14 protein-coding genes are annotated in these 13,260 nt (G+C 64.1%); 6 read left to right on the forward strand and 8 right to left on the reverse strand.

Annotated features, from left to right (window positions below):
• Nucleotides 1-275: 275 nt before the first annotated feature.
• Both ACZK45_RS20370 and speA read right to left on the reverse strand, forming a co-directional pair.
• Nucleotides 276-596, reverse strand: a complete 321-nt coding sequence (locus ACZK45_RS20370) for a DUF6122 family protein (RefSeq protein WP_005411369.1) — start codon at nucleotides 594-596, stop codon at nucleotides 276-278.
• A 43-nt stretch (nucleotides 597-639) separates the two neighbouring features.
• Nucleotides 640-2,529, reverse strand: a complete 1,890-nt coding sequence (gene speA, locus ACZK45_RS20375) for an arginine decarboxylase (RefSeq protein WP_005411370.1) — start codon at nucleotides 2,527-2,529, stop codon at nucleotides 640-642.
• A 191-nt stretch (nucleotides 2,530-2,720) separates the two neighbouring features.
• Between speA and speE the strand changes: the two genes are divergently transcribed.
• Nucleotides 2,721-3,575 (forward strand): polyamine aminopropyltransferase, encoded by an 855-nt coding sequence (gene speE / locus ACZK45_RS20380; RefSeq protein WP_049400802.1) that lies wholly within the window; start codon nucleotides 2,721-2,723, stop codon nucleotides 3,573-3,575.
• Between the two features lie 132 nt (nucleotides 3,576-3,707).
• Here speE and ACZK45_RS20385 read toward each other — a convergent pair whose 3' ends face one another.
• Complete coding sequence (locus ACZK45_RS20385) at nucleotides 3,708-4,613, reverse strand: aspartyl/asparaginyl beta-hydroxylase domain-containing protein (RefSeq protein ID WP_032973506.1); 906 nt, start codon at nucleotides 4,611-4,613, stop codon at nucleotides 3,708-3,710.
• Nucleotides 4,614-5,049: 436 nt separating this feature from the next.
• Here ACZK45_RS20385 and ACZK45_RS20390 point away from each other — a divergent pair, with 436 nt between their 5' ends.
• On the forward strand, nucleotides 5,050-5,709 hold the full coding sequence (locus ACZK45_RS20390; protein WP_478445159.1) for an RIO1 family regulatory kinase/ATPase domain-containing protein: 660 nt from the start codon (nucleotides 5,050-5,052) through the stop codon (nucleotides 5,707-5,709).
• Nucleotides 5,710-5,824: 115 nt separating this feature from the next.
• On the opposite strand, the gene ACZK45_RS20395 is transcribed toward ACZK45_RS20390, so the two are convergent.
• Entirely contained in the window at nucleotides 5,825-6,163 is a 339-nt protein-coding gene (locus tag ACZK45_RS20395; RefSeq protein ID WP_253146040.1) for a P-II family nitrogen regulator, read from the reverse strand.
• Nucleotides 6,164-6,318: 155 nt separating this feature from the next.
• Between ACZK45_RS20395 and ubiK the strand changes: the two genes are divergently transcribed.
• Nucleotides 6,319-6,570, forward strand: a complete 252-nt coding sequence (gene ubiK / locus ACZK45_RS20400; protein WP_049456468.1) for a ubiquinone biosynthesis accessory factor UbiK — start codon at nucleotides 6,319-6,321, stop codon at nucleotides 6,568-6,570.
• A 126-nt stretch (nucleotides 6,571-6,696) separates the two neighbouring features.
• Nucleotides 6,697-7,131 carry an NAD(+)--rifampin ADP-ribosyltransferase gene (arr, locus tag ACZK45_RS20405; RefSeq protein WP_478445160.1) on the forward strand — a complete coding sequence of 145 codons (435 nt, stop codon included), beginning with the start codon at nucleotides 6,697-6,699 and terminating at the stop codon, nucleotides 7,129-7,131.
• 261 nt (nucleotides 7,132-7,392) lie between these two features.
• On the opposite strand, the gene ACZK45_RS20410 is transcribed toward arr, so the two are convergent.
• Together ACZK45_RS20410 and ACZK45_RS20415 are read right to left on the reverse strand one after the other, a co-directional pair.
• Complete coding sequence (locus tag ACZK45_RS20410) at nucleotides 7,393-7,770, reverse strand: hypothetical protein (RefSeq protein ID WP_478445161.1); 378 nt, start codon at nucleotides 7,768-7,770, stop codon at nucleotides 7,393-7,395.
• Nucleotides 7,771-7,845: 75 nt separating this feature from the next.
• Nucleotides 7,846-8,448, reverse strand: coding sequence for a DUF998 domain-containing protein (locus ACZK45_RS20415; RefSeq protein WP_253146042.1), 603 nt, complete (start codon nucleotides 8,446-8,448; stop codon nucleotides 7,846-7,848).
• 666 nt (nucleotides 8,449-9,114) lie between these two features.
• Here ACZK45_RS20415 and ACZK45_RS20420 point away from each other — a divergent pair.
• Nucleotides 9,115-9,471 carry a hypothetical protein gene (locus tag ACZK45_RS20420; protein ID WP_253146043.1) on the forward strand — a complete coding sequence of 119 codons (357 nt, stop codon included), beginning with the start codon at nucleotides 9,115-9,117 and terminating at the stop codon, nucleotides 9,469-9,471.
• Between the two features lie 45 nt (nucleotides 9,472-9,516).
• Nucleotides 9,517-10,011 carry a hypothetical protein gene (locus ACZK45_RS20425; RefSeq protein ID WP_049400809.1) on the forward strand — a complete coding sequence of 165 codons (495 nt, stop codon included), beginning with the start codon at nucleotides 9,517-9,519 and terminating at the stop codon, nucleotides 10,009-10,011.
• A gap of 735 nt (nucleotides 10,012-10,746) precedes the next feature.
• On the opposite strand, the gene ACZK45_RS20430 is transcribed toward ACZK45_RS20425, so the two are convergent.
• Together ACZK45_RS20430 and ACZK45_RS20435 are read right to left on the reverse strand one after the other, a co-directional pair.
• The gene (locus ACZK45_RS20430; protein WP_253146044.1) at nucleotides 10,747-11,994 is read right to left on the reverse strand and encodes an ABC transporter permease; all 1,248 of its coding nucleotides are present in this window, start codon (nucleotides 11,992-11,994) and stop codon (nucleotides 10,747-10,749) included.
• Nucleotides 11,991-13,244: an ABC transporter permease gene (locus tag ACZK45_RS20435; RefSeq protein WP_478445162.1), complete on the reverse strand. Its 1,254-nt coding sequence runs from the start codon at nucleotides 13,242-13,244 to the stop codon at nucleotides 11,991-11,993. The genes ACZK45_RS20430 and ACZK45_RS20435 overlap by 4 nt, the downstream gene beginning before the upstream one ends.
• Between the last annotated feature and the right edge of the window lie 16 nt (nucleotides 13,245-13,260).

A 13,260-nucleotide genomic window follows, 5' to 3' on the forward strand; every position in this document is an offset into this window, starting at 1 on the left:
TCCGGTAGGTGTCGACCTTGGCCAACCCAACGGCGGGTAGTGCCGGCCGCTGGCCTACAACCACGTGGTCACCGGGAACGCCCTGCGGAAGCCGGCCAGCGGCCGGCTCTACCAAGCGCCAACCCGACCGGTCGCCGTGCTCCCGGTAGGTGTCGACCTTGGTCGACACGCATCAAAAGCGCCGACCAAGGTCGGCATCTACCAAAGCAGTGCATCAGTTCCGTCGGCCATCGCGCTCCCGGTAGGTGTCGACCTTGGTCGACACGCACCCAGCATCAACGGTGGTGCATCCACCAGCAATCAATCGCGTCCAGCACGATGTGGATGATCAAACCGATGCCGAACAACCGCGTTTTCTTCGGCACGCACAGCCCCGCATAGACCGCAATCGCCGGTGCGGTGTGCAGCGGGTGGAACCCGATGCTGCAGCGGTTCGGTGCATAGATCGGATCGGCCAGCAGGTGGTCCAGATCGATGATCCAGCCCAGCAGCATCAGCAGCCACGCCGAGGCGAAGCGCTTGCGCCAGAACAGCCATGCCAGCAGGGCTGGCACGGCGGCATGCAGGAACAGGTGGAAGATCGCGCGCGCGCTCATCGGGGCCGGTAGCGCCGGGCCAGGCCCGGCGTTCCCGTTGACCTCAGACCAGCGGTTCGTCGGACAGGTAGGTATAACCGGTCAGGCCGGCTTCCAGCGCCTCCGACAGCTCCTGCGCACGTTCCGGCGACAGCTGCGCCTCGGCCACGCGCTGCGCATAGGTCGCACGCAGCTCGTCCAGGCGGTAACCCACGTAATCCAGCATCACGTCGGTGGTGTCACCACGGCGCTGCTGGGTGATGGCGTAGCCATCGGCATCGGCCAGCACTTCCACCGCGTCGGTATCGCCGAACAGGTTGTGGATGTCGCCCAGGATTTCCTGGTAGGCGCCGACCATGAAGAAGCCGATGCGGTAGCTCTCGCCCGGCTTCATCTTGTGCAGCGGCAGCGAGCTGTCCAGGCTCTCGTTCTCGACATAGGTTTCCACCATGCCGTCCGAGTCGCAGGTCATGTCGGCGATGATGCCGCGACGGTCCGGGGTTTCGTCCAGGCGCTCGATCGGCACGATCGGGAACACCTGGTCGATCGCCCACACGTCCGGGATCGATTCGAACACGCTGAAGTTGACGAAGTACTTGTCGACCAGGCGCTCGTTCAGTTCATCCAGCACCGGGCGATGGCTCTTCTCGTCGTAGCTCAGGCGCGCACGCACGCCATGGGCGATGGCGTAGAACAGATCGTCGATGCGCGCACGCTGCGGCAGGTCGATCTGGCCCAGCGCATAGCTGGCCAGGCCTTCGGCGTGGAAGTGCTGTGCTTCCTGGAACAGTTCCACCGCCGGGCGCACGTCCAGCTCGTCGTGGATCTCGCGCAGGTGGCGGATCGCGGCCGGCTCGTCGTCGTGCTGGTCCGGCACGCGGCCTTCCTGCGCCTCTTCCACTTCCGAGACATTGGCGATCAGCACCGCGTGATGCGCGGTCATCGCGCGGCCGCACTCGGTGACGATGCGCGGCGGGGTCAGGCCGAACTCTTCGCAGGCATTGGCCAGCGGCTGCACGATGTTGCTGGCATAGGAATGCAGGCCGTAGTTGATCGAGCAGAAGCTGCGCGAACGGGTGCCTTCATAGTCCACGCCCAGGCCACCGCCCACATCGACGTGAGTGATCTTCGCGCCCAGGCGCGACAGCTCCACGAAGTAGCGGGTGGCTTCGCGCATGCCGTTGGCGATGTCGCGCACGTTGGAGATCTGCGAGCCCATGTGGAAGTGCAGCAGGTTCAGGCAGTCGGCGTACTCGGTGTCACGCAGCGACTTCCACAGGTCCAGCAGCTGGCGCGGCGACAGGCCGAACTTGGCCTTGTCGCCACCGCTGTTCTGCCACTTGCCGGCGCCCAGCGAGGCCAGGCGCATGCGCACGCCCAGGCCCGGCTTCACATCCAGCGCCTTGGACTCTTCCAGCACCAGCTTCAGCTCGGACGGCTTCTCGATGACGATGAAGGTCTGCAGGCCCAGCTTGCGACCGATCAGGGCCAGGCGGATGTACTCGCGGTCCTTGTAGCCGTTGCAGACGATCAGGCCACCCGGGCGCGACAGCGCCAGCACGGCCATCAGCTCGGGCTTGCTGCCCGCTTCCAGGCCGAAGCCCTCGCCGTGGTGGCTGGCCAGGGTGCCGGCCACGCCGCGGGTCTGGTTGACCTTGATCGGGTACACGGCGGTGTAGCCACCGCTGTACTCCCAGTCCTGCTGGGCCTGGGCGAAGGCCGCCTGCAGCTTGCCCAGGCGCTGGCCGAGGATGTCCGGGAAGCGCACCAGCAGCGGCAGCTTGGCACCGGCCGCGCGCGCCGCATCGACCACCTTGGGCAGCGACACCACCGGGCCGTCCGCCCCGGTCGGTCTCACCACCATGTGCCCGGCCTGATCCACGTCGAAGTAACCGTCCGCCCAATGCGGGATCGAGTAGGTCTTGCGGGCTTGGTCGAGGGACCAATCGGTCATTTCAGTCGGCCTTGTTGGCAATAAAAGGGGGGGCATGATAACGCCTATATGCCCACAGGTTCGTTATCATGCGCGCCCGCGCCCGTGACAGGTTCCAACCTGAACGGGCCGATCCGTCCGGATGTGGCATCTGTGCCACGCGGCCCCGCCCGCCAGCCCGGCTCCACCCCTCCGAACAGGACTGTTTTCCAATGACTGACAGCAACAACTGGTACATCGAGCACTTCGAGCGCACCGGCTCGGCCATCGGCTACCGCATCACCGGCAAGCTGGACGAGGTGCAGTCGCCGTTCCAGAAGATCGAGATCTTCCAGACCACCGACTGGGGCAACCTGATGACCATCGACGGGGCCATCATGCTGACCAGCAAGGACAACTTCTTCTACCACGAGATGATCAGCCACCCGGTGCTGTTCACCCACGCCGCGCCCAAGCGCGTGGTGATCATCGGTGGCGGCGACTGCGGCACCCTGCGCGAAGTGCTCAAGCACACCGGCGTGGAGAGCGTGACCCAGTGCGATATCGACGAGCAGGTCACGGTGATGGCGCGCAAGCACTTCCCGGAACTGTGCGATTCCAACGACGACGCCCGCGCCGAGCTGCTGTTCGACGACGGCGTGGCCTACATGGCCAACTGCCCGGCCGGCAGCGTGGACGTGGTGATCGTCGATTCGACCGACCCGGTCGGCCCCGGCGAAGGCCTGTTCAACAAGGCCTTCTACGAGAGCTGCTTCAAGGCCCTGAAGGACGACGGCATCCTGGTGCAGCAGTCCGAGTCGCCGCTGATGCAGCTGGACCTGATCAACGAAATGCGCACCGAGATGGGCAAGGCCGGCTTCGGTTCGTTCAAGACCCTGCCGTTCCCGCAGCCGTGCTACCCCACCGGCTGGTGGAGCGTGACCATGGCGCGCAAGGGCGACAGCAGCTTCGACTTCCGCCAGGCCGACTCAGCCGCCAAGACCTTCAACACCCTGTACTACACCGCCGCGCTGCACACCGGCGTGCTGGTGACCCCGCCGTTCGTGCAGGCCGCACTGAAGGGTTGATCCAACAAAAAACCCGCGCTGGCAACAGCGCGGGTTTTTGCTTTCTGTAGAGTCGAGCCATGCTCGACTGCTCTTCTGCAGGGCTACCGCGATCTGACCGAAATGCAGTCGAGCATGGCTCGACTCTACAATTCAAAGCGCCCAGATACCGGCGATCACCGCCACCACCAGGCCCCACTTGATGACCTGATACGCCACCACGCTGCGCTCGCGCAGTGCCTTGGCCTTCAGGCGCACCTTGTAGACGCTGCCAAAGGCCTTGTTGACGCCACCGGTCGGGTCACCCGGCAGGTTCGGCGAGGCACCACCGGCCAGCAGCGTGGCCGCCACCGCGCGGTTGAACAGGCCCGGCAGGCCGAAGCGCAGCGGACGGGCGATGTCGCAGAACAGGATCACGCGGTCATCCGGCGTCTCGTTGTGCGCGTGGTGGATGTAGGTCTCGTCGAACATCATCCACTCGCCGTCGCGCCAGCTCTTCTTGATGCCGTCCACTTCGATGTAGCAGCCGTCGTTGTTGGGCGTGGCCAGGCCCAGGTGCAGGCGCAGCGAACCGGCGAAGGGGTCGCGGTGCGGGCGCAGTTCGCTGCCCGACGGCAGCTGCGCGAACATCGCCGCGCGCACGTCCGGCAGCGACTCGAGCAACGCCGTGGTCTTGGGGCACATCGCCTTCGCCGACGGGTGCGACGGGCCGTACCACTTCAGGTAGAAGCGCTTCCAGCCACGGCGGAAGAACGAGTTGAAGCCGGCGTCGTTGAACGTGCTGGAGGCCGCGATCGCCTGTGCATCGCGCAGCGCCAGCGCCTCGTCGCGGATCATCTGCCAGTTCTGGCGTAGCGGCTCCAGCTGCGGGAACTCCTTGGCCGGGTCCAGGAACGGCGTGGTCGGCACCTTCGAGAACATGTACATGACCACGTTGATCGGGGCCATGAAACTGGAATGGTCCAGCAGCTGGCGCGACCAGCGCGCGCGGACCTTGCCACGGAAGTGGATGTACAGCACGCAGGCGACGAACAGCGCTGCAATGACGATTTTGATGATCAAAACACTTTCCTCCAGCCGCAGCCGGAACGGGAATCAGGGCGATGCACGGCCGGACGGCCAGCACCGGTGGGGACCGCGGCAGGGGACGGGGACGTGCCAGGAAGGGGCGGCCGCCGATGTCGCGAATTAACAGCTTATGGTCGGTAGGCCGTGCGTCGGGGTCAAGCTGGACGTGCGTGACGTTCAGCGGGCCGCGGATGAACGAAGCAGAGCGAAACGCAACCTATTGATTCTGAAAGAACCATCGGTCAAGTGAGACAGAATTGTCCGATTGAGCGCGACGAACTGTTCCAGCCACGACCCCGACATTTCTCCGACAAATCGTGGAATAGCGAACTGGCGAGTACTAAAATTAACGAAAACTTAGTAACTCCCTGTAACACCGGTTCGCTTGACGCTTTGCGCCACCCACCGGGTCGTCCGAGACCCCGACATGTATCTTCCTGCTCTCCCCCCCTCCTCCTGCGGCGATGACGCCGCCACCCCGCTGCTGCTCAAGCGCGGCGAACGCTTCCTGGCCCCCGACGTCTACCGTACCTGCCTGGACGGGCGCGAGGCGGTCATCAAGGACTATTCCCGCTACCGCGGAACTCCCGTTTCACTGATCGCGCGGCTGATGGTGCGCCGTGAAGCCCGCATGCTGCAGCGCCTCGGCGGCTGGAAGCATGCCCCCGCACTGCTCGGCACCCTCGGTGGCCTGGCGCTGGGCATGGAGTTCATTCCCGGCCAGACCCTGAGCACCGCGCAGGCCGTGGGCAATGAAGTGTTCGAGCAGCTGCAGCACGCGCTCAGCCGTTTGCATGCCGCCGGCATCACCCACAACGACCTGCATGGCACCAACGTGGTGGTCAGCAGCGGCGTACCGGTGCTGCTGGACTTCACCTCGGCCTGGCGGGCCCCGCGTTGGCTGCGCCGCAACCCGCTGAGCCGGCAGATGCGCCGCAGCGACATGAAGAACCTGCTGAAGATCCGCCAGCGCGTGACTGGCCAGGCGCCGAGTGCCGCGCAGGCCGCACTGGTGGCCGACCCCGGCTGGGTCTCCGCCGTGCGCCAGGGCTGGAAGCGGTTCTACAAGTGGGCGAAGCGCCGGTAGGGGTCGAGCTTGCTCGACCGCTTTACCGCTCCTTGTAGAGTCGAGCCATGCTCGACTGCTCTTCCTGCATCGCGCGAAATGCAGTCGAGCATGGCTCGACTCTACAGAAACCGGGTTACAACGCGTCCGCGTCCAGCTCACCGGTACGAATACGCACCACGCTGCCCAGGTCGTACACGAACACCTTGCCGTCACCAATCTTGCCGGTGCCGGCGGCCTTCACGATGGCCTCAACCACCGCCTCCATCTGGTCATCGGTCACCGCCACTTCCAGCTTCACCTTCGGCAGGAAATCAACCACATACTCCGCGCCACGGTACAGCTCGGTATGGCCCTTCTGGCGACCAAAGCCCTTCACTTCCGTCACCGTGATCCCGGTGACCCCACGCTCGGCCAGCGCTTCGCGCACGTCGTCGAGCTTGAACGGCTTGATCACCGCCATGACCATCTTCATCGTCTATCTCCTGTCTTCCGGCGTGGAGGATAGCGCCTGAACGCGGCCCGTGCGAAGCCGCCGCCGCCTGTCCGGGCGATGGGTGCCGGCAGTATCCTTGTGCCCGAATGGCCTGCCCGCGCCGGATGCACGGGCCCACCCCCACGGAGCACCCCATGATCGACCTGAACCACATCGATGACCTCGCCCGTCGCCTCAGCGACCTGGTGCCGCCGGGCCTGCGCGAATCGCGCGAGGAACTGCAGGCCACCTTCAAGAGCGCGCTGCAGGCCGGCCTGGCCAAGCTGGACCTGGTCACCCGCGAGGAGTTCGAAGTGCAGCGCGCCGTGCTGCTGAAGACCCGCGAGAAGCTGGACGCGCTGGAAACCGCCGTGCGCGAGCTGGAAGGGCGCGGCGCCGCAGAATGAAAAAAGGAGGCGCACCGCGCCTCCCGTTTACAGATTATTTCCCGGATGGGGCCTTGCAGCAAGGCCCACCGGGCGCCCTAGACTCGCCGGCCTGTCGATCCGGCAGGACACGCAGGGGCAGTGCCGATGGCGCAGGACACCGAATGGACACCCGTTGCGCATGACACCTGCGGCCAGGTCGCCGGGCCGTTCTACCACGGCACCCGCGCTGATCTGGCGGTGGGCGAGTTGCTGAGCGTGGGCTTCCGCTCCAACTATCGCGACAGTGTGGTGATGAACCACATCTACTTCACCACGATTGCCAAAGGCGCCGGGCTGGCTGCGGAGATGGCCCGCGGTGCGGGGCGGCCGCGCGTGTATGTGGTGGAGCCGACCGGGCCGTTTGAAGACGACCCGAACGTGACCAACAAGAAGTTTCCCGGGAACCCGACGCGGTCGTATCGGAGTGCGCAGCCGTTGCGGGTGGTTGGGGAGATTGTGGAGTGGGAAGCCTACGATGCGGAGTTCGTTCGGCAGTTGAAGGCGTTTGTTGCTTCGGGGAGTGGGGAGATCATCAATTGATGGAGGAAGACGCCGACGGGGCACGTCGGCGTCTTCCTATCAACACGCTCGTGTGGCCCTTATCCGCGAATCGTGCCACACGGCATCTCATCCTCCAGTCGTCTCATCGCGGCGACCGCACCGGTATCACCTCAATCCGCAGGCTGTCCCTGGTCAGGGCAACCGATTCCGGATGAATCACCACTCCGCTCGGCTTCCCGTGTCGAACCCGCCGATTCCTTCTGCCGAGGAATCCGAAGATGCCAGCACCACCATCAGCACCTAGCTGGAGCGCATCAACGACCCAATGACGAACGCCGCAGTCAGGCCCGCCCAGGACAGTACCGCCACGACAATCAGCAACACCTTCCGATGCATCGCCTGCGCCTCATGCCGATAGGGCGCCTTGCGGTCGTACGGCCTGATCAGCCCGAACAGCTCGCCAGAGACGGTCAGCGCTCCCAGCAGCAACAGGGCAAGCATGCAGAACCCAAACAGCGTTCCAACGCCGCTCACCCGGGCGGCGTCGGTTGCGGCATCGGAATGACCGGCAAGGGCCTCGAAGAACGTCCCTACCCAGCCGGCCAACAGCCCGGCCAAGATCCCGACGAACCCCAGATGGCTGAAAAGATGCACCCAGAAGCGGGCTGGAAGTTTCATCACGAGAGGTCCTTCATCCAGTCAGAAGTAGTGGGCCGGCCACCAATTGAACACATCAACCCGCATGTGTGCCCATCAGTGCTCGAGGTGCGTCTTCAGCTCGTTGGAATCCCTGCGCAGCAGATACAACGCCACCAGGAATGGCCACAGCGAGTTGATCGATGAGAACAGGCGCTGGGTCAGCCCTCTGAAGCCCTCCGGATCCGCGCCGGCCAGGTTCAACCAGAGGTAGACGATGCTCGCAATGCTCACCAAAGCGGTCACGGCGTACGCCCTTCGGTTGGCAGACCACGCGCTCATCTCGATGTGCGACATCGCAGGTGCAATGATGTTTGCGATACCGATGGTGTAGAAGCCGTGCATCGGATGGCCCATGGGCCAGAGCCCGTTGGTCAGCATGGAGACGCCAAAGATCATCCAGCAGATCGCGCCTACGGCAATCCGGCGACCGGACTCCCGCCATACCCCGATGGAGAACGCCACGAAGCCCACGCCGGAGCCGATGGCGGCAACCCTGCCGCAAACGCTTGCAATCGTTGGCGCCTGCAGCAGCTCGCTGGCGTGCTGTGCAAGCGGGTTGTAGCCCGGCGCGAACACGGCGGCAACGCTGGTCCAGAACAGGAACCACGGAAGCGGGACCAGACCCACAGACAGAAGAAGTCGATTGCGGCGTAACACGTGCAGTGATCCTTGTTTTGGCCTGCGCCAGTGGGTGGAATCCGTTCAAACGCCGCAGATCCCTCCTGCTGCGGACAGGACAGTTCCGGGTGACTACAGCAGTAGTCAGATTCTGCGTGACGTCCTACGGGGTCAATAGGCAGAAAGTCACTCACGCTTGGAGGCGAAGTACGCGGCACCCATCAGCGGCCGTCGCACCGGTTCCTTCGCAATGGCGATCACACGTTGCCGTCGGCCCGATGTTGTCGCATTTGCCGTTCCCTGCGTCTCTTACGGAAGGTTCTGACGACTCGGTTCCAGAAGTGCCGTTCCGCCTAGCACGCCAAGGCTCTCGCCGCTTCCGGTGCTATGCGACAATGCCAAAAGCGTCTCGGGTTTTGGCGGCATTGACCCCAACCCGTTGGCATTCCGAACAACAGCAGGTAATCGTTACTGCGCCACCGTGCATCGGTGGTCGGGACTCGAAAGCCCGTTTTGTTGGGAAGTAGTTTGCGCTTGCCAGCCGGCACCACCGCGCGTGGTGCCGGCTGGCAATCCGTCTGCCGGCTATGGCGGGCGGGGCGTGGGGGTCTTGTACCCGCCGGTTCCCAACATCCGGTTTTCGAGCCACGCTCTGCCCGCCACCTTTATCGGTGGCGGCTTCCGCTTGCATGCACGGAGCCCGCCATGACCACACCGCACTCCCCTCCGCCGCGCCCGATCCGGGAAGCGCCCTCGGCCACTCCGGCCCTGGACCCCAACAGCCTCATCGCCATCCTGCACGCCATCGGCGCGGGCGCTGCGGCCGATGGCCAGCCCTGGCCCGAGCGGCACCATCTACGCAGCCGGCAGATGGCGTTGTCCGACGCCGACTGCGCGCTCACCGGCCAACGCATCGTGCAGGAGATCCTGCTGGCGGCCGAGCGCACGCGCCAGAACGGCGAGCCGGAACAGTACGTGGGCGACCGGGTGATGGAGGGGCTGGTGATGGCCGATCTGGCGCTGACCGCCTACATCCACGAGCGAATGCGACCCAAGGACTGAGCGCGCTTATTGCGCGGAGTTTTCTGCCTGTGTGCGGGGTGACGAATGAAGATGCACGGCCTTGCCGCTGCAGCGGTGTGCATCGCGGTGATCGGCGCGATGTGGGTGGAGTGGCCCGAGCCAGCGGGCGATCAGGTGTGGGCCTACCAGAAGCTGCGGCCGGCCGATTACCGCCAGCTGCGCAGTGATGCGCTCGGCTTCGTTACCGCGAAGGCATACGAGGGCTTTGAACTGCACGCGCGCCATGCCGGAGCGACGTCCTTCGAGATCCGGTGCAAGGGCGTGCTGGTGATGGACGTGGAGAATGCGCCCTCGCGCGTGCTGATCCGGATGTCCGCAGATGCACTTACGCGGGCGCCGGATATCGAACGCCTGCGTCTCAGTTTCGAGCGATGGTGGGACTACCACCAGAGCCAGGTCGGGTTGCTGGTGGAGAGTGCAGGAACCTCGTGGATCGAAGCGCTGTTTCGACGCTTCAATGAGTACGTGCCTGATGAGCAGCGTTGTTTGTTGAGGACCGCGGGCCGCCCTTGGTCGTAATCCTTCTAGCCGCTTCGCCAGCGACTCACAACGTCAGCCCGCGGAGTGCCCGTCGCGCCATCGAGCGTTCTCTGTCTACCCTCCGCAGATCATCAAATTGGGCTCCGTCGCATTAAACGAATTGCGACGCCGTCATCGATCAGATTCGCTTCCGGCCAGAGGCTGACCTCTCCGGGTACTCGACGAACCCGGCACCACACGTAGCAATCCTACCGTCCTGTGATCCTGGCCTGATGCTCGAGCATCAGGGGCAGCGCCGACATCATGGGCGGTCCGTACTAGCGGAAACGGAGCCGTCCTCCCTCAGCCGGACGCTTACATAAACATCTGGCGGAGGTATCTGATTGATCGAAGCCCCCGCGGGAAGGATCTCCCAACTGGTGACCGAGCCGCAGACTGTTTTATGAGTCAACCTGCGACTATCCAACGCCCGTCTGGAAAGCTCGGCAACAACCACTTCAGGTGGGTGGCGATCAAAGCCCTTGTCGGCAGTGCAGGTCTTTCCACTCTGACCCATGGGATACGTTGAACTCTCCACCTCGTCCCTGCACCCCAGCAGACCCAGGATGAGCGAGAGGAGGGTTAGTACCCGAATGCATCGCATTGCCGGTTACTCCTTTCTTCCACTGCCCTGTTATACGCCTTGTCTATCGCAACTCCTCCGAGTTGCCATCGCGTAGCCGTAAGGAACGGTGCTTTGGCGCGAGCACTGGCCGGATGACAGACCCGTCCGGGTCAGGCGCTGCGCAGGATCGCCACCGGGGCTTCTTTGGCTGCTCGTCGGGCCGGAACAAATGCTGCGGCCTGGCCCAACAGAAGCACGGTCAGTACGCCAATGGCGAGAAATGGCGTCTCGATCCTGGCCACCTCGTAGTACCGGGCCACGGCCATGTTCAGGCCGATGGCCAGTACGGTGCCGACAACAGACCCGGTGGCGGTGAGAATCAGGTTCTCCACCAGGAAGTACCGGAGGATGTCGGATTTCCGGGCACCCAATGCGCGCCGGATACCGATCTGACGATACCGCTTGCGAACCCAGAAGCTGGCCAGTCCGTACACGCCCGTAGCCGTTACCACCAACAGCGCCAACCCGGAGCTCAGGAACATTATCGCCATGGTCTGATCGTGGCGGAAGTAGTCGGCGCGCAGTTCCCGGAACGAGGTGCTGCGGGCGATGGTGCGGTTTGCGTCGCGCTGCGACAAGGCCGCCTCACTGGACGCAATCACATCCGCCACCCGCCCATCCGCGGCACGGATGGCGAACATCACGCGAGGCCCGTCCGGAATCAGCGGCAGGATGAGTGACATGTCATTGTCTGCATCGGTCTTCAGAACAGGCCGGGAAAGCGACTTGACGATGCCGACCACCTGGATGGGATGCTGCGCATCGGCATACAGGAACTTGCCGACTGCGCCGCCTTCCGGAAACAGCTTGTCTGCCAGTGCCTGCGAGACAACGGCCTCGCTTGCCTTGTAGAGCCCGGCATAGTCGGCGCTGGCCTCCATCGGCACGAACGCTCCCGCAGACAGGTCACGGCCGGCAACAAGGGTCAGGCCCAACACCTGGACTGCTGGCGAAGATGCCGTGTAGACAGTCGGCTCTGCCTCGACGATACCGGAGATGTCATTGCCTTCAAGCACCTTGTTGGTGAATCCCACCGACCAGCTGCGCTGGGAAAGGGGAAGCGACTCTGCTGCGACTACCTGTTCGACGCCTGGCTGTTGCCGGATGGCCTCCAGGTCGGTCCTGATCGAGGCTGCAGGGTTGGCTGCTGCAGGCCCCAGGTACTCGGTCTCGATGACGCCCAGGTTCGCCTCTTCCAGGCCCGTCTTGTAGGTGAGGGTTCCCAGCCGCTCGGACAGCAGAAACGCAAGGTTCGTCACGCACGCGGTGGCAACCAGCACCTGCACCAGAAGAATGGACGCGATGACGCGGTTGCGGGTGAGCGCGCGGACGACAAGGGGAACTTCTGCAATGCTCATTCTGACGCCTTGATCTGCATGGCCAGACGGCCCGAGGTAGCGCGCAGCGCAGGGAAGAACGCAGCGATCACGCTGGAGACACACGCCAGGCCCATCGTGAGAGCGGCCATGCTGAGATCCATGTTGGCCAGCGAGGCGTAGTCTTCCGGCTGCGTCCGCACAAGGTAGAGGCCGGCCTCTGCAACGATCAACCCTACCGCCCCGCCCAAGCCGCCGATGATCAGTGCTTCAGTGCAGAGCTGATGGATGACGTCCTGCCGACGCGCACCCAGCGCCCGACGGACCGATATTTCATGGGACCGGCGGATGAAGCGGGCGAAGATCAAGGCACTCATGTTCAGCAGGCAAACGATCAGGAACCCCAGGCACAGCGCCAACTGCAGCTTCACCTCGTTGGGGATGATGCGATGCTCGACCAGGAAGTCCTTCAGGGACACCATCCGCGGTGCAGTTGTCCTGTCAAACCTTCCCGCCTGGTGCTGTGCACGTGCGTAGTTGCCCAGGAAGCGCTCGTACTGCTCGACACTGGCCGCGTCAGGCAACTCGGCCCAGAACTGGATCCACGACGTGCGAGCGTCCTGCAGGCGATTGGGGGATTTGTCACCACTCCATGAAAAGACGCTGTTGGACACCGTCATCTGCATCTCTGCCGCGACACCTAACGGTATGAAGAAGTCTTCGCGCCCCTTGAACACGTCCTGCTGAAGGTCCGTATAGAACCGTGGGCGCGGGCTCCACGGACCGGCAACACCCACCACCGTGAATGCCTGGCCACCCAGCCGAACAGTCGTACCCACCAGGCCTTCACCGCCCAAATGAGCAGCCAGATCCTGACCCAGCACGACAACCCGGGCGTGGGCAGCATCATCTTCACGCGTCCAGGCCCTGCCCTGCACCACTGGGATGCCGAACATGGCAAACGCATCCGCAGTGACATACTGCCCTTGCGTGAAGAATGGAATCTGCACGCTGCGCTGCGCATCCACCAATAGACGAGCAGATGCCAGCGCGGCCTGATGGGAGGCCGGGGCCTGCCGCAGCAGGTTCTGGGCATCTACCCAGGTAAGGGCCACCCGCGGGTCCATGCCAGGCCTGACGTCGTAGGAGGTGGGGAGTGCGTCGATGAAGGGGTGATAGAGATGCTCGCTTCGCCCCGGCAGTGGATCCCACGTCATTGTCCGCACGACGGTCAACATCGTCATGCTCGCGCCGATGCCCAATCCCAGCGCCAGGATCAACGCGGCGCTCATCCCCTTGGTTTCCAGA

The organism is Stenotrophomonas sp. 63632_Sma (assembly GCF_056482875.1).

Excerpts from the sequence above, each read along its gene's own strand:
- ACZK45_RS20370 (WP_005411369.1), bottom strand. The coding sequence starts at position 596 with ATGAGCGCGCGCGCGATCTTCCACCTGTTCCTGCATGCCGCCGTGCCA.
- speA (WP_005411370.1), bottom strand. The coding sequence starts at position 2,529 with ATGACCGATTGGTCCCTCGACCAAGCCCGCAAGACCTACTCGATCCCG.
- speE (WP_049400802.1), top strand. The coding sequence starts at position 2,721 with ATGACTGACAGCAACAACTGGTACATCGAGCACTTCGAGCGCACCGGC.
- ACZK45_RS20390 (WP_478445159.1), top strand. The coding sequence starts at position 5,050 with ATGTATCTTCCTGCTCTCCCCCCCTCCTCCTGCGGCGATGACGCCGCC.
- ACZK45_RS20395 (WP_253146040.1), bottom strand. The coding sequence starts at position 6,163 with ATGAAGATGGTCATGGCGGTGATCAAGCCGTTCAAGCTCGACGACGTG.
- ubiK (WP_049456468.1), top strand. The coding sequence starts at position 6,319 with ATGATCGACCTGAACCACATCGATGACCTCGCCCGTCGCCTCAGCGAC.
- arr (WP_478445160.1), top strand. The coding sequence starts at position 6,697 with ATGGCGCAGGACACCGAATGGACACCCGTTGCGCATGACACCTGCGGC.
- ACZK45_RS20410 (WP_478445161.1), bottom strand. The coding sequence starts at position 7,770 with ATGAAACTTCCAGCCCGCTTCTGGGTGCATCTTTTCAGCCATCTGGGG.
- ACZK45_RS20420 (WP_253146043.1), top strand. The coding sequence starts at position 9,115 with ATGACCACACCGCACTCCCCTCCGCCGCGCCCGATCCGGGAAGCGCCC.
- ACZK45_RS20425 (WP_049400809.1), top strand. The coding sequence starts at position 9,517 with ATGAAGATGCACGGCCTTGCCGCTGCAGCGGTGTGCATCGCGGTGATC.
- ACZK45_RS20430 (WP_253146044.1), bottom strand. The coding sequence starts at position 11,994 with ATGAGCATTGCAGAAGTTCCCCTTGTCGTCCGCGCGCTCACCCGCAAC.
- ACZK45_RS20435 (WP_478445162.1), bottom strand. The coding sequence starts at position 13,244 with ATGAGCGCCGCGTTGATCCTGGCGCTGGGATTGGGCATCGGCGCGAGC.